The organism is Nocardiopsis coralliicola (genome assembly GCF_054779695.1).
This window is the reverse complement of the sequence record NZ_BAAGXT010000005.1, coordinates 45,253-65,467: the sequence shown is the minus strand read 5'-3', so window position 1 is coordinate 65,467 and position 20,215 is coordinate 45,253. Positions and strand designations below refer to the sequence as shown.

Here is a 20,215-nt window from a genome sequence, read left to right as displayed (position 1 = left end):
CGCGGCCAGCCCGCCCCCGGCCGACCAGCCCGAGCCCCCTGCCCAGCCCCGCCGTCGGTGCTGCTTTTGCGCCTGTCCGACGCACTGAACACCGGCCGGCCGGCTACCGAGGAGCGGGAGCCTTCAGCCCGAGCCGCCTGAGCCCCGCGATCAACCGTGACTCTGGTCGTACACCGACCCGAAGCGAATGGACAGATCGGAAAGTCTGCCGGCGAAGCCGCCCTCGCTGTGATGCCGTAGGCCTGCCACACGACCCCCGCGCCCAGCAGAGACTCTGCCCAAAGACCGCCCGAAGCAACGGGCCAGCGCGGAGAGCCTGCCATCGGCGAAGCCGCCCCTGCCGTGTGGTCGCACGCCCCACCCGCCACCGCGCATACCCCGCTGCTGTGCGGCTCCTGCTGGTTTCCCTGCGGAAGGGGCTGCTAAAGTCTTATTCTAACAAGTGTTTGGTGGAACAACCGGTACGACGGTACACGGAAAGGACCTGTGGATGAGTGTCACCACCACGCGGCACCCCGGCGGGGTTGCCGAGATCGTGGTCGACGCGCCGCCCGTCAACGCGTTGACGGTGCAGGGCTGGTTCGACCTTGCCGCGGCGGTCGCCGCAGCGGGCCGGGACCCCGGAGTGCACGCCGTCGTCCTGCGGGCCGAAGGGCGCGGCTTCAACGCCGGCGTCGACATCAAGGAGATCCACGCGGCCGGCAGCAGCGGCGCGCTACTCGGCGCCAACCGCGGCTGCGCCGCGGCCTTCGCCGCCGTCTACGACTGCGCCGTGCCCGTCGTCGCCGCCGTTCAGGGCTTCTGCCTCGGCGGCGGCATCGGACTCGTCGGCAATGCCGACGCCGTCGTCGCCGCGGAAGGCGCCGAATTCGGGCTTCCCGAGGTCGACCGCGGTGCCCTGGGCGCCGCCACCCACCTCGCCCGCCTCGTCCCCCCGCACCGGCTGCGGACCATGGTCTACACCTGCAGGAACGCCACCGCCGAGGAACTCCACTCCTACGGTTCCGTCCACGCCGTCGTTCCCGCCGGGCAGCTGCGTGCGGCAGCGATGGAGCTGGCCGGAGAGATCGCCGCGAAGGACCCCGAGGTGATCCGCAGCGCCAAGGAATCCCTCAACGGGATCGACCCGGTCGACGTGAAGCGCAGCTACCGGTTCGAGCAGGGGTTCACCTTCGAACTCGGCCTCAGCGGCGCCGGTGACACCCACCGGTCCGCCTTCGCGGCCGGCTCCAACGGATCGGAGGCCGGATGACCAAGCTCATGGACGCCGACGCCATCGCCGCCACCCTGCGCGACGGCATGACCCTCGGCATCGGCGGCTGGGGATCCCGCCGCAAGCCGATGGCGCTGGTCCGCGCACTCTGCCGGACCGCGGTCCGCGACCTGACCGTCGTCTCCTACGGCGGCCCCGACGTCGGCCTGCTCTGCGCCGCCGGGAAGGTCCGCCGCGTCGTCGCCCCCTTCGTCACGCTCGACTCGCTGCCCCTCGACCCGTTCTTCCGGGCCGCACGCCAGAACGGCGAGGTCGAGTTCACCGAGTACGACGAGGGGATGTTCCTGTTCGGGCTGCTCGCCGCGGCCCACCGGCTGCCGTTCCTGCCCACGCCGGCCGGTATCGGCTCCGGCATCATGGCCGCCAACCCGCACCTGAAGACGGTCGTCTCGCCCTACCCCGATGGCCCGGACGCCGACCGCGAACTCGTCGCCATGCCGCCGCTCCACCTCGATGCGGCCTTCCTCCACACCAACCGCGCCGACGCCCGCGGCAACGGCCAGTACCTCGGCACCGACCCCTTCATGGACGACCTGTTCGCCAAGGCGGCCGAGCGCACCTACCTGTCCGCGGAGCGCATCGTCGACTCCTTCACCGGTCCGGTGCAGAGCCTGCTCATCAACCGGTCCATGGTCGCCGGCGTCGCCGAGGCACCGGGTGGCGCGGACTTCACCGAATGCCTTCCCGACTACGGCCGCGACGAGGAGTTCCAGCGCGCCTACGCAGCTGCGGCCGCCTCACCTCAGGCGTGGGCGGAGTTCGGCGGGCGCTACATCGCTGAGGGCGTCGCCGACGCCGGCAGTACCGACGCCCGGAAGGAGACCGGCCGATGACCGCCGCACCCGCCGCGACCACCGCCACCCGCGCCGAAGTCTCCGTTGCCGCCTGCGCCGATGCGTGGCGCGGCGACGGCGAGATCCTGGCCGCCGCCATGGGCACCGTGTCGATCCTCGGCGCCCGCCTCGCCCGCAGCACGTTCGAGCCCGATCTGCTCACCACCGACGGCGGCCCGCTGCTGAGCCGCGAGCCGCTGCCGCTCGGCCGCACCGCCGACCCCGGCACCGGCGGCGCCGAAGGCTGGCTGCCGTTCCGCGACCACCTCTGGCTGGTACTGCACGGCCGGCGCCACGTGATGATGGGCGCCTCCCAGCTCGACCGTTCCGGCCGCAGCAACATCTCCGCCATCGGCGACCGGGACCGGCCGAAGACCCAGCTTCTGGGCGCCCGCGGCGCGCCCGGAAACACCCGGTGCAACACGACGAGCTACTGGATCCCCAAGCACTCCCGGCGCGTGTTCGTGCCCGAAGTCGACATGGCGAGCGGTGTCGCCGCCGAAGACGCCCACGAACTGCGGCGCGTCGTCACCAACCTGGGCGTCTTCGATTTCGGCGGGCCCGGCCAGACGCTCCGCCTGGTGTCGGTCCACCCCGGCACCGGCGTTGCCGACGTGCGCGAAGCCACCGGCTTCCCGCTGGCCATCGCGGCCGAAACCGATGCCGACGTGCCTGCGACCCGCACACCGACCGCCGAGGAGCTCCGCCTCATCCGCGAGGTCCTCGACCCGCGCGGGCTCCGCGACCGCGAGGTGCCGTCATGACCAGCGGCGCTCCGGTGCTGGCGACGCAGCTGACCGGGCTCGTCGGCGTGCGCCACCCCATCGTGCAGACCGGCATGGGCTGGGTCGCCGGCCCGCGCCTGGTGTCGGCGACCGCGAACGCCGGCGGCCTGGGCATCCTGGCGTCGGCCACGATGACGCTCGACCAGCTCGCCGCCGCGATCCGCGAGGTGCGCGAGCGGACCGGCCAGCCGTTCGGCGTCAATCTGCGCGCCGACGCCGGCGACGCGGCGGACCGCGTCGACCTGCTGATCCGCGAGCAGGTGGCGGTGGCGTCCTTCGCGCTGGCGCCCCGGCAGGAGCTGATCGCGCGGCTGAAGGACGCCGGGATCGTGGTGATCCCGTCGGTGGGTGCGCGCCGGCACGCCGAGAAGGTGGCGGCGTGGGGCGCCGACGCGGTCCTCGTGCAGGGCGGCGAGGGCGGCGGGCACACCGGCGCCGTCGCCACCACGCTGCTGCTCCCGCAGATCGTCGACGCGGTGGACATTCCCGTGGTGGCCGCGGGCGGCTTCTTCGACGGCCGCGGCCTGGTCGCGGCGCTCTCCTACGGCGCCGCGGGCATCGCGATGGGCACCCGGTTCCTGCTGACCGCGGACTCCTCCGTCCCGGCAGCAGTCCAGCGCCGCTACCTGGAGGCGTCGGAGACCGTGGTGACCCGCCAGGTCGACGGAATGCCGCACCGGGTCCTCCGCACCAGCCTCGTTGACCGCCTGGAGCGGTCAGGCCCGCTGGCCCGCCTGGCCCGTTCGGTCCGCAACGCGTCCGCCTTCCGCCGCATCACCGGCATGTCGTGGCCGTCGATGGTCCGCGACGGCGCAGCCATGCGGCACGGCAAGGACCTGACCTGGTCGCAGGTGCTGATGGCAGCCAATACGCCGATGCTCCTCAAGTCCGCCATGGTCGACGGCAACACCTCCGCGGGCGTCCTCGCCGCCGGCCAATCCGTGGCCGCCATCGACGACCTCCCCACCTGCGCGGAACTGATCGACCGCATCATGGTCGAGGCAGCCGAGACCCTGGGGCGGCTGCCCGCGCCGGCCGAGGCGCAGGACCAGCCGCCCCAGGTGCGGCTCCGCCGGCGAGTTGGATACCGGTAGGGCCGGTGTGACGGGAAGGGCGGGAGAGGTCGAAGGCTCCCGCCCCTCTGCACCCGGCTTCCCGGCGTCCACTGCGCCGGACAGGCGGAAGGCGGCAGCGGCCACCAGGAGGGGCGCACCTCGGCGAAGCGGCCTGGCGGCGGGACAGACCATAGGCGTGCCGGCGAAGCCACCCATGTCGTGGCAGAGCGAAACCCCCTCGTTCAGTGCGGCACGACGACCGGCCTTCGCTGCCGGCCAGGCGGCTCCGTCATGCCTCCAGGGCGGATTCGAGCATGGCGGCGAGGCGGTCGGCGGCGGCTGCGGTGTCGTAGGCGGGGTCTTCGAGGCGCTCGGCGACGATGGCGTCGATGGCGCCGCCGGTGATGACGGCGAGGGTGCGGGCGTCGGCGAGAGGTGGGGCTCCGGCGGCGGCGCGGGCGGAGGCGAGCAGGTCGGCGAGGGGGCCCCAGCGTTCTGCCCGGGCGTGCTCGCCGCTTCCACTGACCAGCGATTCGACGATCATTCGGGTGTGCCGCGGGTGTTCGCGCAGGTGGCCGATCATCGACCGGACGTAGGCGGCCGGCGCGCCGCGGGTGCCGGCCTCCTCGATGGCAGCGCTGACGTCGGCCACCAGCGCCCGGAGCACCTCCTGCTGCGCGGCCTCGACCAGGGCGTCCTTCGAGCGGAAGTGGTAGAGCACCGCGGCCTTGGTGATGCCGGCGTGTTCGGCGATCGCGGCGAGCGAAGCGCCGGCGTACCCGCGCTCCGCCACCAGTTCGACCGTCGCGCCGATCAGCTGGGCGCGGCGCGCCCGCTCGATGTAGGTGGGCTCGGTGCTCTCTCGCCGCTTTCTTGCCATGGAAAAAATTCTACCGTACGGTCAGAATATCTACCGATCGGTTAGATCACGATTTCCGCGAGGGGATGGCCGACATGGACCGCACTCCGAACCGCCGCCGGCGGCTGCTCCGTATCAGTGCGGTCGTCGCGGCCTGCGCGCTGGCCGCCGCTGCCGCCGCCGCGGTCTCCGGCCCGTCGTCGCCGGTGGGGCACTGGGATTCCGCCGAAGGGCGCGATCGCTACATGGCCGCCTATGACAAGGCGTTCGAAGCCCTGCCCGAGCCCGCCGAGACCCGCGATGTGCGCACGGACTACGGGGTGGTGCGCGCCTACCGGTTCACCGGCGCTGACGCCGGCCCTGCGGGCGAAACGCCGCTGGTGCTGCTGCCGGGGCGCGCCTCCGGAACGCCGGTGTGGGCGTCGAACCTGCCGTCGCTGCTGGAGCTCGGCGACGTCTACGCGGTCGATCTGCTGGGCGAGCCGGGGCGGAGCGTGCAGGAGCGGCCGATCGAGAACGACGACGACCAGGCCCGCTGGCTGGCCGAGGCGCTGGCCGGGCTCGACGAGGAGTCGTTCCACGTGGTGGGGATGTCGATCGGCGGATGGACCGCGGTGAACCTTGCGGTGCGGGAGCCGGACCGGGTCGCCACCCTGAGCCTGATCGACCCGGCGCAGGTCTTCGGCGACATCCCGCTGGAGACGGCGGTCCGGTCGATCCCGGCGGCGGTGCCGTGGACGCCCAAGTCGTGGCGGGACTCCTTCAACTCCTACACGGCGGGCGGCCATCCGGTGGAGGACGTTCCGGAGGCCCACATGATCGAGGCCGGGATGCAGCACTACGCGCTGCGCCTGCCCCAGCCGGCCCGGCCGGGCGACGCGGCCCTGGAGGGGCTGCCGATGCCGGTGCTGGCGGTCATCGCTGAGGAGTCGGTGATGCACGACGGCCCCGCGGCGGCCCGCACGGCTGAGCGCACCCTCCGCGATGGCACGGTCCGCCTCTACCCGGGTGCCTCCCACGCGGTGAACGGCGAGCACCCCGACGAGATCGCCGCCGACCTGGCTGAGTTCCTCACTGCCCACGGGTAGGCGGCTCGCGGCCCGGCACTCGCACCGGCAGCAGCGCTGCGCCGCTCCCCTGCGCGAGAGCGCGGCGGAAAGGGCGCCGGCCAGGCCCGCCGACCCGGCCGACCCCATGGGGAGCGCGGTCGGCCCGTCCACGAGGCCGATGGACGACTAGATTCGAGGGAGGTTCCACGCCACACGCGCGCGAATCCGGCTCGGCGCGGGCGCACCGCGGAGACGGATCCGCCGGGAGGAGGTGCCATCCAGTGTTCGGCGAGGCCCCCGCCACCGCATACGCGGTCCAGTTCTCCGGCTACGCCGCCGCAGCAGTGCTCGTCCTCGTCGGCCTCGCCCGGGACCGGCACCACCGCCCTCCGAAGCAGCGCTCCTGGATCCGCGACGCCGACGCGGCGGAACTCAGCGTCCAAGAGCGCTTCGAGATCCGCCAAGCAGTGCACGAGGGGCGCCCCACCGGCGATCCCCGACTCCGGTCCTTCGCGCTCACCCTCGCCATCGAGCGCCAGCGGCAGTACTGGCCCGGCAACCCCTATTGGGCGGCGGCCGGGACCGCGTTCCTGGTCGCCCAGTGCGCCCCCGTGCCCTTCCTGACCCTGAGCTCCGGATCGGCCCTGGTAGCCGGGATCGGAATCGCACTAACGATCGGATACCTCGGCGTCCTGGTGCTCATCGTGCCCATGCGCCGCCGCCGGATGGAGCACCGCAGCCGCGCGGTCGAGGCAAACCGGCCGCCCGCCGGGGACTGACGGCGGACGGCCGGCGCAGCGCTCAGGAACCCGGCAGCACGAGCCGGCCGTCGACGCGGCGGGGGATGTCGACCGGGCCGTCGCGGAGCTCGGCCGGGAGCACCGCGGCGGGGGCGCTCTGCCACGTCACCGGGCGCAGGAAGCGGCGGATGGCGGTGGCGCCCACAGAGGTGTGCAGGTTGGTGGTCGAGGGCCACGGACCGCCGTGGGTCTGCGCCCAGGACACCCGCACGCCCGTCGGGAAGCCGCCGAAGACGATCCGCCCCGATGTCGCACGGAGCACCTCCAGCACGTCGGCCTGCTCCCCCGCGGCCGCTTCGGCGTCGGTGGCGTGCAGTGTGGTGGACAGCGAGGGCGGAAGCGCGCCCAGTGCAGCCGCAAGCTCGGCGCCGTCGCGGTAGCGGGCGACGACGGTGAGCGGGCCGAAGCACTCCTCGGCCACCGACGGCGACAGGTCCCCGGCGGCCACCGACAGCAGCCGCGGTTTGGCCCAGAACCCGCCGTCGGAGCCTTCCGCACCGGCCTTCGCGTCCGGCTTTCCCTCGGCGAGCAGGGCGACGCCCGGCTCCCCGGCGAGCCGCTCCACTGCGCGGCCGAATGCGGCGCGGATCCCGCCGTTGAGCAGCGGCCACTGCGCCGCGCCGGCGAAGCCCGCGCTCATCCGCTCCACGAGCGCGTCGCCCTCGGCCCCCGCGGGCACGAAGAGCAGGCCCGGCTTGGTGCAGAGCTGGCCGCCGCTGCCGGTCACCGACGCGAGCGCGCCGTCGGCGATCGCGCCGGCGTTCTCCCGCGCAGCACCCGCGGTGACGACGACCGGGTTGATGCCGGCCAGCTCGCCGTAGAAGGGGATCGGTGTGGGCCGCGCTGCCGCGGCCTCCATCAGAGCGCGCCCGCCCGCGGTGGATCCGGTGAAGCCGACCGCGGTGATGTGCTGGTCCTCCACCAGCGCGGTGCCGGCGTCGCGGCCGTGCACGATGCCGACCGCGGCCTCGGGCAGGCCGGCGTCAGCGACGGCGTCGCGCAGAGCGGCGAACGCGGCCCGGGAGGTGCCCGGGTGGGATTCGTGCGCCTTCACCACGACCGGGCAGCCCGCGGCGAGCGCGGACACCGTGTCGCCGCCGGGCACCGAGAACGCCAGCGGGAAGTTGCTCGCGCCGAACACCGCGACGGGCCCCAGCGGCACCAGCATGCGGCGCAGGTCGGGTGCCCCCGGCGTCGTGTCGCCGGCGGGCACCGCGGTGTCGATGGCCGCCTCCAGGTAAGAGCCCTCCTCCAGCACCTCGGCGAAGAACCGGGCCTGCCCGGAGGACCGCCCCACCTCGCCGCGCAGCCGGACGCCGCCGAGCCCGGTCTCGGCGTCGGCGGTGGCGACGAGCTCGTCGCGCCGCTCGTCGAGCCGGTCGCCGATGGCCCGCAGCAGCCGGGCCCGGCCGGCCCGGCCCGCCCGCTCCAGCGCCGGGAACGCTTCGGCGGCAGCCGCAGCCGCAGCGGCGACCTCCGCGGCCTCAGTGTGCGGAACGGGCTCTCCTGCCCTGCTGCCGGTCCGCGGATCAATTGCGGCGTCGCTCGCCATCGCCAGTCCTCTCCAAACGGGTGCGGGCACTGCCCGCCGCTACAGAACCCCCGCGGGCGGTCCGCGCGCAACCCCCTGGCGCCCAGGAGCACGGGACCTCCGCGCCTCCTATCTCTTCTCTCCTCCCCCGTCCTCCGCGGCCGCTGCGCCGCGGATCCAGTAGTCGGCGCCGGAGATGCCGGCCGCCTCGGGGTCGAAGACCGGGTCGGCGCCGCGGCGGCGCTGCGCCTCGTAGTCGCGCAGGGCCCGGACGGCCGGCTTGGCCAGGAAGATCAGGCAGAGCATGTTGACCCAGGCCAGCGACGCGTAGCCGACGTCGCCGATGGCCCAGATGAGGTCGGCCGACTGCACGGCGCCGAACAGGACGACGCCCGTCATCGCGATCCGCATCGCGGTCCGGGCGGCGGGCAGCGTCCGCTCGCTGCACAGGTAGGTCAGGTTGGTCTCGGCGATGTAGCAGAACGCGACGATCGTGGTGAAGGCGAACAGCAGGATCGCGATCGCGATGAACGCCGGCCCCGCGCCCGGGAACACTGCGCTCACTGCGGCCTGTGTGTAGGCCGGGCCGGCCTCCACACCCGGGATGTTGTTCGCGAGCACCGCGCCGTCGTCGGTCTGCACGTTGTACTTGCCGGTGACCACGATCATCAGGCCGGTCGCCATGCACACGACGAGCGTGTCGATGTAGATGGAGAAGCTCTGCACGAGGCCCTGCTTGACCGGGTGCGACACCTCCGCGGCGGCCGAGCCGTAGGTGCCCTCGCCGACGCCGGCGACGTTGGAGAAGATGGCGCGGCGCACGCCCCACGCGATGGCGGCGCCGACGATGCCGCCGAACACCGCGTCCGCGCCGACAGCGCTGGCGAGGATCAGCCGGACCGCGCCGGGGACCGCGGCGGCGTTGAAGGCGAGCACCACGACGGCGGCGAGGACGTAGCCGACCGCCATGACCGGCACGAGGGCGTCGGCGACGGCGACGATGCGCTTGCGCCCGCCGAACACGATGTAGCCGAAGACGGCGGTCATGACGAGGCCGCCGATCCAGGGGTCGATGCCGAGGCCGGTCTCCATGGCGCTGGAGATGTTGTTGGACTGCACGCCGGGTGCGAGCACCGCGTACAGGCTGAGGGCGGTCAGCGCGGCCACCACTGCGAGCCACTTGTAGCCCAGGCCGCGCTCGATGTAGTAGGGGATGCCGCCCCAGAGGCGGCCGTCGCGCTTCTGCTTGTAGATCTGCGCAACCGTCGATTCGACGAACGCCAGTGCGGCGCCGACCAGCGCCATCACCGCCATCCAGACGAGCGCGCCGGGGCCGCCGGCGGCGATCGCGGTGGCGACGCCGGCGATGTTGCCGACGCCGACGCGGCTGGACAGCGTGAGCATCAGCGCCTGGAACGGCGAGATGCCCTCGCCGGTGCCGGAGGAGGTCCGGCTGGAGCGGATCTGCCGGATCATCTCGGGCAGCAGCCGGAACTGCACGCCGCGGGTGAGGATGGTGCAGACCAGGCCCAGCCCGAGGGCGAGGACGACCAGGGGGTTCCAGAGCCAGTCGTTGATGGCGACGAGGGTTTCCACAGCGGATCAGTCCTTTGGTCCTCCGTGCTGCGCGGACCGTGCCGGAAGCGGCACTGCGGGGGCTGGCGGCGCGACGGGGCAGCGCGACGGGGGGAGGGGGGGTAGGCGGGTGGTGGCCGGACCGCCGGAGCGCCGAGCGCCCCGGCGGCCGTGCCGCATATGCTGCGGGGCCGCTGAACGGGTCAGCGGCGCCGCGTCACAGGGTGAAGCCGCGCGGGAAGGGGTCGCGGGGGTCGAGGAGGTACTGGGCCATGCCGGTGATCCAGGCGCGGCCGGCCACCGTCGGGACGACGGCGGGGACGCCGCCGACCTCGGTCTCCTCCACCAGCCGGCCGGTGAACCGGGTGCCCAGCAGCGAGGCGTTGACGAAGTCGCGGCCCAGCGGCAGCTCTCCGCGCGCGTGCAGCTGCGCCATGCGGGCGCTGGTGCCGGTGCCGCACGGCGACCGGTCGAACCAGCCGGGGTGGATGACCATGGCGTTGCGGGCGTCGGCGCCGTCCTCGCCCGGAGCAGTGAACTGCACGTGTTTGCAGCCGCCGATACCGGGATCGGCCGGGTGCACCGGCCGGCGCTGCTCGTTGATCGCGTCCATGACCGACAGCCCGGTCGCCATCATCCGGTCCTTGGCGGCCTTCTCGAACGGGATGCCGAGATCGGCGGCCGGAACCACGGCGTAGAAGTTGCCGCCGTAGGCCATGTCGTAGGTGACCGTCCCGATGCCGGGCACGTCGACAGCCGCGTCCAGCTCGTGGCTGAACGAGGGCACGTTGCGGATGGCCACCGACTCGGCGCGGCCGTCGGCCACGGCGACCTCCGCCGTGACCAGTCCGGCCGGGGTGTCCAGCCGGACCCGGGTGACCGGTTCGGTCACCTCCACCATGCCGGTCTCGACCAGGACGGTCGCGACACCGATGGTGCCGTGCCCGCACATCGGCAGGCAGCCGGACACCTCGATGTAGAGCACGCCCCAGTCGGCCTCCGGGTGCAGCGGAGGCTGCAGGATCGCGCCGCTCATCGCGGAGTGCCCGCGCGGCTCGTTCACGAGGAGCTCGCGGATGTGGTCGAGGTGGTCGAGGAAGTAGCGCCGGCGCTCGGCCATGGTGGCGCCGGGGATGGGGGCGACGCCGCCGGTGATGACGCGGGTCGGCATGCCCTCGGTGTGCGAGTCGACCGCGGAGAAGTAGCGTGCGGCGCGCATCTCAGGCCGCCACCGGGTGCGCGGCGAGGTAGTCGATCGCCCGCTGCATGTCGGCTTCCAGTGCCGTGAGCTGCTCGGGTGCGAGCGGCCCGCGGGGCGGGCGGCACGGGCCGCCGGTGCGTCCGACCATCTCCATGCCGCGCTTGATGGCCTGCACGAACTCGGTGCGCGAGTCCCAGCGGAACGCGGCCACCAGCGGCTCGTAGAGGGCCTTCGCCTCGGCGAGCCTTCCGGCGCGGGCGAGTTCGTAGAGGTGCGCGGATTCGGCCGGGAACACGTTGGGGAACCCGGCGAACCAGCCGCCGGCGCCCATGAGCAGCGACTCCAGAGCGACGTCGTCGGCGCCGGCCACGATGTTCAGCTCGGGGGCCAGCTCGCGCAGCTCCAGGACGCGGCGCACATCGCCGGAGAACTCCTTGGCGGCCACCACGTTGTCGATGGCCGCGATCTCGGCGAGCAGAGCGGGCTTCAGGTCGACCTTGGTGTCGAAGGGGTTGTTGTACGCCATCACCGGCAGGCCGGCCGACGCGACCTGCTCGAAGTGGCGCAGGATCTCGGCGTCGTTGGCGCGGTAGAGGGTCGGCGGCAGGCAGAGCACGCCGTCGGCGCCGTCCTCGGCGGCCTTCTCGGCCCACTCGCGGGCCTGGTGGGCGCCGACGCCGTGCACCCCGACGACGACGATTCCGTCGTCGCCCACGGCCTCGATCGCGGTGCGGGCGACGGCGCGCCGCTCCTCACCGGTCAGCGACGAGTACTCGCCGAGCGAGCCGTTGGGGCCGACGCCGCGGCAGCCGCTCTGCACCACCCAGCGGCAGTGCTCGGCATAGGCGTCGAGGTCGACGCGGAGGCCGGCGGGTGCGGCGGCATCCTCGGCGTAGGGCAGGGCAGTGGCGACGATGACACCGTCGAGCTTCTCTTGCGTCATGGCGGGTCCGTTCCATCTCGGTGCCGTCAGCGGCGGGGCGGGGATCGGGGGCGGGGGATGCCGGTTGGCAGCGGGAGCGTCAGCGGGTTTCGGCGGGGGGTGCTTCGGCGAGTTCACCGAGGCGGAGCGGCTGGGCCAAAGGGCGGCGCGCGAAGCCGTCGGCCAGCGCCGGGGCGCCGGTCAGGTCGGCGACGGCGGCGCCGCACATCCGGCCCTGGCAGAGCCCCAGTCCGGCTCGGGTGGTGAGCTTGACCGGGCGGGCGCCTTCGGCCGCGCGCTCGGCGACGGTGGTGCCCAGGGCGCCGCAGGTCACCTCTTCGCAGCGGCAGACGACCGTGTCGCCGCGCAGCCGGCCCTGCCATCCGGGCCGGACCGGGTGGGCCGCGGCGAGTGCGGCGGCGAATCTCCGGCCGGCGCGCACCCTGCGCAGCTCCCGCACGGGGGCGGGGGCCGTACAGCCGAGGAGGCGCGCCGCCGCGGTTCCGGCGACGGCGCCCTCCGCAGCGGACAGGTCGGCGCCGCCGATGCCGGTGAGCTCACCCGCGGCCAGGACGCCGGGTACGGTCGTGGACTGGGCCGCGTCGACCCGGACGAATCCGTCGTCCAGCGCGCAGCCGGCGGCGAGGGCCAGCTCGGTCTGCGGCACGAACCCGTAGCCGGCGCACACCGCGTCGGCCTCGATGCGGCGCTCGGTGCCGGGCACGGACGCCCAGTCCGCGTCGACGCGGACCGCGGTCACTGCCTCGACGGCCTGGCCGCCGTGGGCTTCGGCGACGGCGGTGCGCACCAGGTAAGGGATGCGGTGCCGGGCGAGCGCGGCGACGTGTCCGGCCAGTTCGGGCAGCTTTCCGGCGCCCGCCGCGGCGCCGCGGGACGCGCGCAGCCAGCCGGTGACCGGGTCGTTGGCCTCCAGCACCGCGGCGACCTGGGCGCCGGCGCTGATCAGGGAGCGTGCGACCGGCAGCAGGAACGGTCCGGTCCCGGCGACCACCACGCGCTCGCCGACGCGCACCCGCTGGCTCTTCGCGAGGGCCTGCGCGGCTCCCGCGGTGAACACGCCGGGAAGGTCCCAGCCGGGGAACGGCAGCGGGCGGTCGTGGGCGCCGGTCGCCAGGACCAGGGCGGGCGCGGTGACGGTGCTGGCGGTCCGCCCGGTGCTGTCGGCGGGCCCGGTGAGCAGGTGGAGGCGGGCACCGCGGTCGAGCGGCTCCAGCGCCCACACTGCGGTGTCGGGCAGGTAGTCGACGCCGGGCGGGACCGCGGCGCGGGCGGTGCCCGAGATCGCATCACCGCGCAGGTACTGGCCGCCGGGGGCGCCCTCCGCGTCGATCAGCAGGACGCGGGCACCGGCCGCTGCGGCGGCCCGGGCTGCGGCAAGCCCCGCAGGTCCGGCACCGACGACTACGGCGCGCTCGGGTGCTGGTGCGGCGCTCATGACGGCAGCTCCGCACCGTGCTGGACGCGGACATCGTCGCCGTCGGCGAGGATGCGGCGGCAGGCGCGCACGTCGGGCACGCCGTTGACGACGACGAGGCAGTCGAAGCAGGCGCCGATGCCGCAGAACACGCCGCGCGGCCGCCCGCCGCCGCGGGTGGTGCGCCAGGACCGGCGGCCGAGCCCGATGAGCAGGCCGGCGACGGTCTGCCCGGGCAGTGCCTCGGTTGCGGTGCCGTCGACGTGCACGCGAAGGTACTCCGACGGTGGCGGCCCCTCGGCAGGGGCGGCTGGTGTGGGCATGAGCGGTCCTCCTCCAGCAGGGCGGAGCAGTCGGCGCGGAAAGGGGCGGGGGCGGGCGGCAGCGCCGCTCGGGTCAGGGAGCCGATCAGGCTGGGCGCGTCCGCTCCGGCGCCCGCGCGGTTGTGGCAGGCGGGCGCCGCGGACGGTGCAGCGCCGGCGGCGCGCTGACCGGGCACCTGCGCGGTCGCGGCGCAGGAAGACCGGGCCTGCAGGTCCGGCTGCGTTTCCCGGTCCCGGTCCGGGAGCGGGTGCCGCCGGTGGCGGGCCGTCTCCGGCAGAGCTTCGAGGCCCCCCGGCAGACCGGTGGCCGCTCCGGTCGGGCCGGTGCCGCGGGGAGCCGAACAAGTGCGGTGCGCCCGGGTCGGGGTCCGCGCGGAAGCGGCGGGCGGGCGCTGCGCACCCTGCGGCAGCAAAAGCCCACCGACCGCGCTCCACCCCGGCTGCGGTCCTGCTGGCCGGCGCGGGCCCGGACTGCGACGATGCCGGTCCGTCGACAGGCGTGGGGGGCGCCGCCATCAGCGGGCCTCCCCCAGCAGCGCGGGGCGGCCGGCGCGGAACGGCGCGGGATCCAGCGGCGGCGGAGCGCCGGTGGCGAGGTCGGCGAGGAGGCGGGCGGTCGCGGCGGAGAGCCCGATGCCGGCGCCTTCGTGGCCGGTCGCGTGCCAGAGGCCGGGGAGGCGGGGGTCCTCGCCGATGACCGGCAGGTGGTCGGGCGCGTAGGGGCGGAAGCCGCCGTAGGCGCGCATGACCTGGGTGCGGGCGAGCGGGGGGTAGAGGCCGACGGCTTTGCGGGCGATGGCGCGCAGCACATCGGGGCGGACGGTGTCGTCGAAGCCGACGCGCTGCCGGCTGGAGCCGATGAGCACGGTGCCGCCGCGGGTCGACTCGATGACGGTGGAGGTCTGCAGATCGGCGTCGCCGCTGGCCACGGCGCCCACGTAGTCGGCGTCGTAGACCTTGCGGCGGACGGTACCGGGCGGCAGCGGCGCGGTCACCAGAACCATGCCGCGGCGCGGCCGGACGTCGATCGGGGCACCGGCCGCCGCGGCGAACGCGCCGGACCAGGGGCCGCAGGCATTGACGACGGTGCCGCACGGGAGCGTTCCGCCCGGGGTGCGCAGGCCGGCGACGGCGCCGCTGCGGGTGCGCTCCACGCCGAGGGCGCCGGTGCGCGGGAGCACCCGGCCGCCGCGGGCGCGCACGGCAGCCAGCAGGGCGGTCGTCGCGAGGACCGGCTGGAGCTGCGCATCCTCGGGGTAGAGGATGGCGGCGGTGACCGAGCGGGTGAGGTGCGGCTCCAGCTCCAGGGCCGCCGCGGCGGAGACGGCGTCGGCGCGGACGCCGGCGGAGCGCTGGCCGGCGGCGAACGCGGCGAGCGGTGCTGCGGCGTCCTCGGCGGTGGCGACGACGAGCCCGCCCTTCTCCTCCCACTCGGCCTCGGCCGCCTCCGGTCCGATCTCGTCGGCGAGCTTCTCCAGCAGTGCGGGCCAGAGCCGACGCGACTCCTGGGCGAGGGCGAGCTCCGGGCCGGGCTCCTTGTCGGAGACGAGGACGTTGCCTTCGCAGGCGGCGCTGGTGCCGGCGGCAGGGGCGCCGCGATCGACGACGGTGACGCGCATCCCGCGGGAGCTGAGCGCCTCGGCGCACGCGGCACCGACCACTCCCGCCCCGACCACCACCGCGTCCGGGTGTCCGCTCTTCCGCACCTGTGCTGCCACGCGGCACCTCCGTCCGGAAACGACGGCCCCCGAGTGGTCGGGCCGCCGCGGCGTCCGCACTGCACTCAAGATCCGTTCATTAAACTGAACGTTCGCGAGCGTAGTCAGGCAGTGTGATCCACGTCAATCCCCCGCGAAGTGTGAATCCGCCGCCGAAACGCGCTGTTGATCCGCGCCGAGCAGGGCACGAGCCCGACCTCGGCGGGCGGCGCCGCCGCGGACACGGCGGAGCGATGTTCGGAGAAGCGAACGGAGATCCGGCGAGTCCGACTGCAGTCCGGTCAGCGGACGGCGCAGCGGCAGGGCCGACCGGGCCGGCCGGGCGCAGGGCCGGCACGGAAGCGGGCGGCAGTCCGCCGGATGCCGGGGCGCGGCAAGCGGCTGTCGCACCGGCGGCGGTCACCGGCCGCAGCTCCCGGGCGCTCGCCCGTCAGTGGTTGCTGCCGGCGGCAGCGGAGCAGGTGGCACCGAGGGCGGGCGGTCCGGCGTCGGCGGGGTATTCGAGGAGGAGGACCGAGGTGACGGGCTCGTCGACCGTCTCGTAGATGTGCGGCCGGTCCGCGGGGAAGCAGACGTAGTCGCCGGGTTCGAGGAGGAACGGATCGTCCGGCGGGCCGAACAGCAGGCGGCCCTCGGTGACCACGACATGCTCGCGGCCGGGGTGGCCTTCGGAGTGCTGCCGCTCACCGGGGCGGACCCGCTGGTCGTAGAGTTCCAGGACCCGCTCGGTCACGTCCATCCGGCGCAGCATGCGCAGATCGACGGCGTTGCTGCTGAGCACCTCCAGCCCTGCCGAGCGGACGAGTACCACGTCGGGGTCGCCGCGCTCGGTGAGCAGGGACGATACCGGAACACCCAGCGCGTTCGACAGACTGAACACGGTCTCGATGGTCGGGTTGCCCGAACCCGACTCCAGCTGGGAGAGCGTCCCCTTGGCGATGCCCGCTGTCCGGCCGAGCTCGGACAGCGACATGCCGGCCCGCTCGCGCAGCGCGCGCAGGTTCACCGCGAGGACCCGACCGCCTCGTTCTCTGGCCACGGCACTCCTTACCTCGTCCGGAAGGAGGCTACCGCCGCCGCTGCCCCGCCGACCGCAGCAGGCGCGGGGGCTGCGCGGCGGGCGCGGCCGCGCACTGGCCCCAGGAGCGTTCACTTCACCGTACGACCCGCTCCCCTGCCGGCTCCCGGGCGCAGCCCCGGGCGCGTCTGCGCAGCGCATCAGCGCAGCGCATCGACCACCGCGGGTCGGGTTCCATCGCCGGCGACGGGCTCGGCGATGACGCCGTCGGGGTCGACGAAGATGACGGAGGTGCCGTCCTGGCCGAAGCGGCGGACCGCTTCGAGGATCATCCGGCGCGCGACGTCGTTGACGGAGTAGACGCGGGTCAGGTCGATGGCGATGGCCGGGGCCGGGGCGGCGGCGGCCAGTGCGTGCATCAGGCGCTCGGCTCCGGCGAACTGCAGCGCACCCTGGAGTTCGAAGACGCGGGCGGTCGAGCCGTCCGGCCGCCGCACGTCGGCGCCGGAGCGCAGCACCGAGCGGGCGGGCGCGGCGACCTCCATCAGGTGCATGCCCATGTCAGCGGAGAGCCGCTCGCAGACGCGGACGCCGCGGACGCTGTTGCCGTGCTCGTCGAGGCGGGGCGAGAAGACGCCGAGCCCGATCTGCCCCGGCAGCGCGCCGAGGATTCCGCCGCCGACACCGCTCTTGGCGGGGATGCCGACGGTGGTGAGCCAGTCGCCGGCGGCGTTGTACATGCCGCAGGTCGCCATGACACTGAGAACCTGGCGGACGATGGCATGGTCGATGATGCGCTCGCCGGTCACCGGTTGGACACCGCCGTTGGCGAAGGTGGCGGCCATCAGCGCCAGGTCGCGGGTGGTGACGCGCAGCGAGCACTGCCGGATGTAGTCGTGGACCAGGGCTTCGGCGTCTTCGTCGATGATGCCGTAGCTGCGCAGCATGTGGGCGATGGCGAGGTTGCGGTGGGCGGTGCCGGCCTCGGACTCCAGCGCCGCCTCGTCCACCTCGAGCGGGCGGCCGGCGAACGCGGCCAGCCGCTCTTCGACCCGGTTCATGCGTTCGGCGCGGGGCATTCCAGGCGGTCCGACGAGGCTGTGCGCGGTGATGGCGCCGACGTTGATCATCGGGTTGCGGGGGCGCCCTGAGCCGCGCTCCAGGGACATCTCGTTGAACGCTTCGCCGGAAGGCTCCACACCGACGTGTTCGAGCACAGCGGGCAGGCCGCGGTCCTGGATGGCGAGGGCGTAGACGAACGGCTTGGAGATCGACTGGATGGTGAACTCAGCGGCGCAGTCGCCCGCGCCGTAGACGGTGCCGCTGACGGTGGAGACGGCGACGGCCAGCCGGTCCGGGTCCGCGGCGGCGAGTTCGGGGATGTAGTCGGCGACCGCGCCGGAGTCGTCGGCACCGCAGGTGCCGAGGACTTCCTCGAGGTAGTCGGGGATCGGTGAGCGCACGCGTTCCTCTCCTCTGCCGCCGCTGGTGCTGCTGCCGGCTCTGCCCATCGTAGGAGTGCGCTCCACTGCGGCCCCGCACGCGCCGCACAGTGTCGCGCCGTCCCGGCCGGACTCCCCGAAGCGCCTACCCCGGCACACCCGCTGAGCTGCGCATACAGCGTCGCCTCCGTGCCACCGACGTTTCACGGGAAACCATCCCGCCCGAACTCAACGCCCCCCCCGGGTGCCGGGACCGGGCCGAAGCTCCGGCCCGGGGAGACGCTGCGGCGGCGATGCGGCCGTCCGCCTCCGCTGCCGGACCAGGGCGTGCTTGATCGAGGGCGCCGCCGCGCGCCGATCGGGCAGCGGACACTGCCCTGGCGATCGCGGGCCGCGCACCTGCACCGAAATGCGCCCGGGGCGGTGCCGCGCACAGGCGGGCCCGCCCCGGCGGGTACCGGGCGCTCGCCGGACAGGCCCGGCGTGTCCGTGCGCGGCCGCGGCGGCGGATGAGCGACCGCGGCCAGAGCAGCCGCACGGCCTCAGACGACGTCGAACTCGTTGCCCTCGGGGTCCTGCATGGCCGATGCCGGGATCGTCCTTGATCTGCGTGCCAGTGGCGCCCACTGCGACCAACCGTTCCACCGTCGCCGTCACCCGCTGCACGCGAACGTCGACCGGCACCTCGCGGCCCCTGCCGACCCGCAGTTCTTCGACGTGCCACCGGTTCGCGGCCGTCTTCGGCTCCGGGAGCCGCTGGAACCAGGGCCTCAGCCGTCTCCTCCGCTACCCGCCCTGGGCGGAGTCCTCCATGACGCCCGCGAGAAGGGCGGCGAAGTCGGCGGGGGACTCCGCGAAGCCCGTATGGCCGCCGGGGAAGACCACCGGGGCGGTGCCGAGCAGGCGGGCCAGGGCCTTCGAGGTCTCCATGGTGTCGAGGCCGCCGGAGTCGGCGCCGATGCCGACGGCGATGCGGTGCGGCGCCGCGGCGAGTGCCGCCGCGTCGGGCACGTAGCGGGTCGTGGCGCGCAGCTCGTGGACGAAGAAGCGGCGGCCGTTCTCCCGGTCCTGCGCGGAGGGTTCGGTGAAGCCGGGCGGCGCCTCACCGGGCGCGGGTTCTTCCGGCGCCATGCCGGACGAGTAGAAGAAGTGCGCCCACGCCGCGCCGAGTCCGCCGGAGTGGAAGGCGGCGACGGTGGTATCGGTGAGCTTCTCGCGCTCGGCGGCGTCGGGTAGGAGGCTGAGCAGCGGCGGCTCGTGGACGACGGCGGTGCGCACCCGCTCGGGGTGGTGCTCGGCGAGCGCGAGCGCGGTGACCGCTCCTCCGCTGCTGCCGAAGACGTCGGCGGACTCGATGCCCAGTTCGTCCATGAGCGCCGCGACGTCGCCGGCCCGCAGCTCCGGGGTCGACGGCGTATCAGGGTCGTCGAGGGTGCTGCCGGAGATGCCGCGCGGATCGTGCAGCACGATCCGGTAGCCCTTCATCTCCGCGGCAAGGGGAACGAACGCGTCGGCGTCCATGGGTGCACCCATCAGGAGCAGGGGCGGCCCGTCGCCGCCGACCGCGTAGCGGATGCGGACTCCGGCACGCGTGAGGACTCCCTCGTGCAGTGCGAGCTCGGTCATGGTGCCTCCTCGGTCGGTCCGGTACTGGGAAGACTGCGGAGCCCGCGCGGACTCATCGGTCGGCGCGGGGCCGGAGCAGCCGAGGGGGCTGCTCCGGCCCCGCGCTCCGAAGCACCCGGCGCGGCGGCCTTCGGTCAGTCGGAGAGGGCGCCAAGGAGATGGTCGACGACAGCGGGGTCAGCCGTCTCCAGGGAGCCGGAGTCGAAGGGTGGTTCGGGCGCGTACTCCAGGAAGAGCTGGAGAGCGCGGGCGGTCTGCTCGCCCCAGAGGCGGTCGGCGAGGGTGAGCGCCATGTCGAGGCCGGCCGAGACACCGGCGGCGGTGATGACGTCGCCGACCACGACGACGCGGTCCGTGACGACGCGCACCCCCTGTCCAGCGAGGAGCTGACGGGCGCCCCAGTGGGTGGTGGCGGGCCGGTCGCGGAGGATTCCGGCGGCGGCGAGAAGCGTCGATCCGGTGCAGACCGACGTCGTCCACGTGGCCGCCGGGTGCACGGCGGCAAGCCATTCGATGAGCGCGGCTTCGCGCTCCAGTACGGCCTCGAACTGCCCCGAGCCGGGAACGACGACCACGTCGGGGCGCGGAACGGCGGCGAAGTCCTCCTCGGCGCGGACCTTCAGGCCGGAGTCGCACTCCACCTCGCCGGCGCTGGCGGCCACGTAATGGCTGGTGACGGAGGGGAGGTGGGTGAGGACCTCGTGCGGTCCGGCGAAGTCGAGGGCGGTCATTCCGGGGTAGAGCGCGAACGCGATGTCCATGGTGGGCCT

The 20,215-nt window shown here is 74.2% G+C and carries 18 protein-coding genes; 6 read left to right on the top strand and 12 right to left on the bottom strand.

Annotated features, from left to right (window positions below; translation table 11 throughout):
- Window positions 1–490 precede the first annotated feature (490 nt).
- Genes ACYVGT_RS05915 through ACYVGT_RS05900 form a run of 4 tightly spaced genes read left to right on the top strand, consistent with a single transcriptional unit; the run spans window position 491 to window position 3,985 of the window.
- Window positions 491–1,252, top strand: coding sequence for an enoyl-CoA hydratase family protein (locus ACYVGT_RS05915; RefSeq protein WP_460855389.1), 762 nt, complete (start codon window positions 491–493; stop codon window positions 1,250–1,252).
- The gene (locus ACYVGT_RS05910; RefSeq protein ID WP_460855388.1) at window positions 1,249–2,106 is read left to right on the top strand and encodes a CoA transferase subunit A; all 858 of its coding nucleotides are present in this window, start codon (window positions 1,249–1,251) and stop codon (window positions 2,104–2,106) included. Before ACYVGT_RS05915 ends, ACYVGT_RS05910 begins: the two co-directional genes overlap by 4 nt.
- Window positions 2,103–2,870: a CoA-transferase subunit beta gene (locus ACYVGT_RS05905; protein WP_460855387.1), complete on the top strand. Its 768-nt coding sequence runs from the start codon at window positions 2,103–2,105 to the stop codon at window positions 2,868–2,870. Before ACYVGT_RS05910 ends, ACYVGT_RS05905 begins: the two co-directional genes overlap by 4 nt.
- Complete coding sequence (locus ACYVGT_RS05900; RefSeq protein WP_460855386.1) at window positions 2,867–3,985, top strand: NAD(P)H-dependent flavin oxidoreductase; 1,119 nt, start codon at window positions 2,867–2,869, stop codon at window positions 3,983–3,985. The genes ACYVGT_RS05905 and ACYVGT_RS05900 overlap by 4 nt, the downstream gene beginning before the upstream one ends.
- Window positions 3,986–4,235: 250 nt before the next feature.
- Here ACYVGT_RS05900 and ACYVGT_RS05895 read toward each other — a convergent pair whose 3' ends face one another.
- Window positions 4,236–4,826 (bottom strand): TetR/AcrR family transcriptional regulator, encoded by a 591-nt coding sequence (locus ACYVGT_RS05895; RefSeq protein WP_460855385.1) that lies wholly within the window; start codon window positions 4,824–4,826, stop codon window positions 4,236–4,238.
- Window positions 4,827–4,900: 74 nt separating this feature from the next.
- Here ACYVGT_RS05895 and ACYVGT_RS05890 point away from each other — a divergent pair, with 74 nt between their 5' ends.
- On the top strand, window positions 4,901–5,893 hold the full coding sequence (locus tag ACYVGT_RS05890) for an alpha/beta fold hydrolase (RefSeq protein ID WP_460855384.1): 993 nt from the start codon (window positions 4,901–4,903) through the stop codon (window positions 5,891–5,893).
- A gap of 242 nt (window positions 5,894–6,135) precedes the next feature.
- Complete coding sequence (locus tag ACYVGT_RS05885; RefSeq protein WP_460855383.1) at window positions 6,136–6,633, top strand: hypothetical protein; 498 nt, start codon at window positions 6,136–6,138, stop codon at window positions 6,631–6,633.
- Window positions 6,634–6,655: 22 nt separating this feature from the next.
- On the opposite strand, the gene ACYVGT_RS05880 is transcribed toward ACYVGT_RS05885, so the two are convergent.
- The 11 genes from ACYVGT_RS05880 to ACYVGT_RS05830 form a co-directional block, all read right to left on the bottom strand.
- Window positions 6,656–8,206, bottom strand: coding sequence for an aldehyde dehydrogenase family protein (locus tag ACYVGT_RS05880; RefSeq protein WP_460855382.1), 1,551 nt, complete (start codon window positions 8,204–8,206; stop codon window positions 6,656–6,658).
- 108 nt (window positions 8,207–8,314) lie between these two features.
- Window positions 8,315–9,781, bottom strand: a complete 1,467-nt coding sequence (locus tag ACYVGT_RS05875) for an alanine/glycine:cation symporter family protein (RefSeq protein WP_460855381.1) — start codon at window positions 9,779–9,781, stop codon at window positions 8,315–8,317.
- Between the two features lie 196 nt (window positions 9,782–9,977).
- Entirely contained in the window at window positions 9,978–10,979 is a 1,002-nt protein-coding gene (locus ACYVGT_RS05870) for a proline racemase family protein (RefSeq protein WP_460855380.1), read from the bottom strand.
- Between the two features lies 1 nt (window position 10,980).
- The gene (locus tag ACYVGT_RS05865; RefSeq protein ID WP_460855379.1) at window positions 10,981–11,904 is read right to left on the bottom strand and encodes a dihydrodipicolinate synthase family protein; all 924 of its coding nucleotides are present in this window, start codon (window positions 11,902–11,904) and stop codon (window positions 10,981–10,983) included.
- 79 nt (window positions 11,905–11,983) lie between these two features.
- Complete coding sequence (locus ACYVGT_RS05860; protein ID WP_460855378.1) at window positions 11,984–13,339, bottom strand: FAD-dependent oxidoreductase; 1,356 nt, start codon at window positions 13,337–13,339, stop codon at window positions 11,984–11,986.
- Complete coding sequence (locus ACYVGT_RS05855; protein ID WP_460855377.1) at window positions 13,336–13,641, bottom strand: (2Fe-2S)-binding protein; 306 nt, start codon at window positions 13,639–13,641, stop codon at window positions 13,336–13,338. Before ACYVGT_RS05855 ends, ACYVGT_RS05860 begins: the two co-directional genes overlap by 4 nt.
- 515 nt (window positions 13,642–14,156) lie before the next feature.
- Window positions 14,157–15,419 (bottom strand): NAD(P)/FAD-dependent oxidoreductase, encoded by a 1,263-nt coding sequence (locus ACYVGT_RS05850; RefSeq protein ID WP_460855540.1) that lies wholly within the window; start codon window positions 15,417–15,419, stop codon window positions 14,157–14,159.
- 370 nt (window positions 15,420–15,789) lie between these two features.
- Window positions 15,790–16,398, bottom strand: a complete 609-nt coding sequence (locus tag ACYVGT_RS05845; protein ID WP_460855376.1) for a helix-turn-helix domain-containing protein — start codon at window positions 16,396–16,398, stop codon at window positions 15,790–15,792.
- Between the two features lie 179 nt (window positions 16,399–16,577).
- Window positions 16,578–17,840, bottom strand: coding sequence for a glutaminase (locus ACYVGT_RS05840; protein ID WP_460855375.1), 1,263 nt, complete (start codon window positions 17,838–17,840; stop codon window positions 16,578–16,580).
- A 765-nt stretch (window positions 17,841–18,605) separates the two neighbouring features.
- Complete coding sequence (locus tag ACYVGT_RS05835; protein ID WP_460855374.1) at window positions 18,606–19,445, bottom strand: alpha/beta fold hydrolase; 840 nt, start codon at window positions 19,443–19,445, stop codon at window positions 18,606–18,608.
- A 134-nt stretch (window positions 19,446–19,579) separates the two neighbouring features.
- A complete protein-coding gene (locus ACYVGT_RS05830) occupies window positions 19,580–20,206 on the bottom strand; it encodes a DJ-1/PfpI family protein (protein ID WP_460855373.1) in 627 nt (208 codons plus the stop codon).
- Between the last annotated feature and the right edge of the window lie 9 nt (window positions 20,207–20,215).

Coding starts and splice junctions, on each gene's coding strand:
- ACYVGT_RS05915 (WP_460855389.1), top strand. CDS start 491: ATGAGTGTCACCACCACGCGGCACCCCGGCGGGGTTGCCGAGATCGTG.
- ACYVGT_RS05910 (WP_460855388.1), top strand. CDS start 1,249: ATGACCAAGCTCATGGACGCCGACGCCATCGCCGCCACCCTGCGCGAC.
- ACYVGT_RS05905 (WP_460855387.1), top strand. CDS start 2,103: ATGACCGCCGCACCCGCCGCGACCACCGCCACCCGCGCCGAAGTCTCC.
- ACYVGT_RS05900 (WP_460855386.1), top strand. CDS start 2,867: ATGACCAGCGGCGCTCCGGTGCTGGCGACGCAGCTGACCGGGCTCGTC.
- ACYVGT_RS05895 (WP_460855385.1), bottom strand. CDS start 4,826: ATGGCAAGAAAGCGGCGAGAGAGCACCGAGCCCACCTACATCGAGCGG.
- ACYVGT_RS05890 (WP_460855384.1), top strand. CDS start 4,901: ATGGACCGCACTCCGAACCGCCGCCGGCGGCTGCTCCGTATCAGTGCG.
- ACYVGT_RS05880 (WP_460855382.1), bottom strand. CDS start 8,206: ATGGCGAGCGACGCCGCAATTGATCCGCGGACCGGCAGCAGGGCAGGA.
- ACYVGT_RS05870 (WP_460855380.1), bottom strand. CDS start 10,979: ATGCGCGCCGCACGCTACTTCTCCGCGGTCGACTCGCACACCGAGGGC.
- ACYVGT_RS05865 (WP_460855379.1), bottom strand. CDS start 11,904: ATGACGCAAGAGAAGCTCGACGGTGTCATCGTCGCCACTGCCCTGCCC.
- ACYVGT_RS05860 (WP_460855378.1), bottom strand. CDS start 13,339: ATGAGCGCCGCACCAGCACCCGAGCGCGCCGTAGTCGTCGGTGCCGGA.
- ACYVGT_RS05855 (WP_460855377.1), bottom strand. CDS start 13,641: ATGCCCACACCAGCCGCCCCTGCCGAGGGGCCGCCACCGTCGGAGTAC.
- ACYVGT_RS05835 (WP_460855374.1), bottom strand. CDS start 19,445: ATGACCGAGCTCGCACTGCACGAGGGAGTCCTCACGCGTGCCGGAGTC.
- ACYVGT_RS05830 (WP_460855373.1), bottom strand. CDS start 20,206: ATGGACATCGCGTTCGCGCTCTACCCCGGAATGACCGCCCTCGACTTC.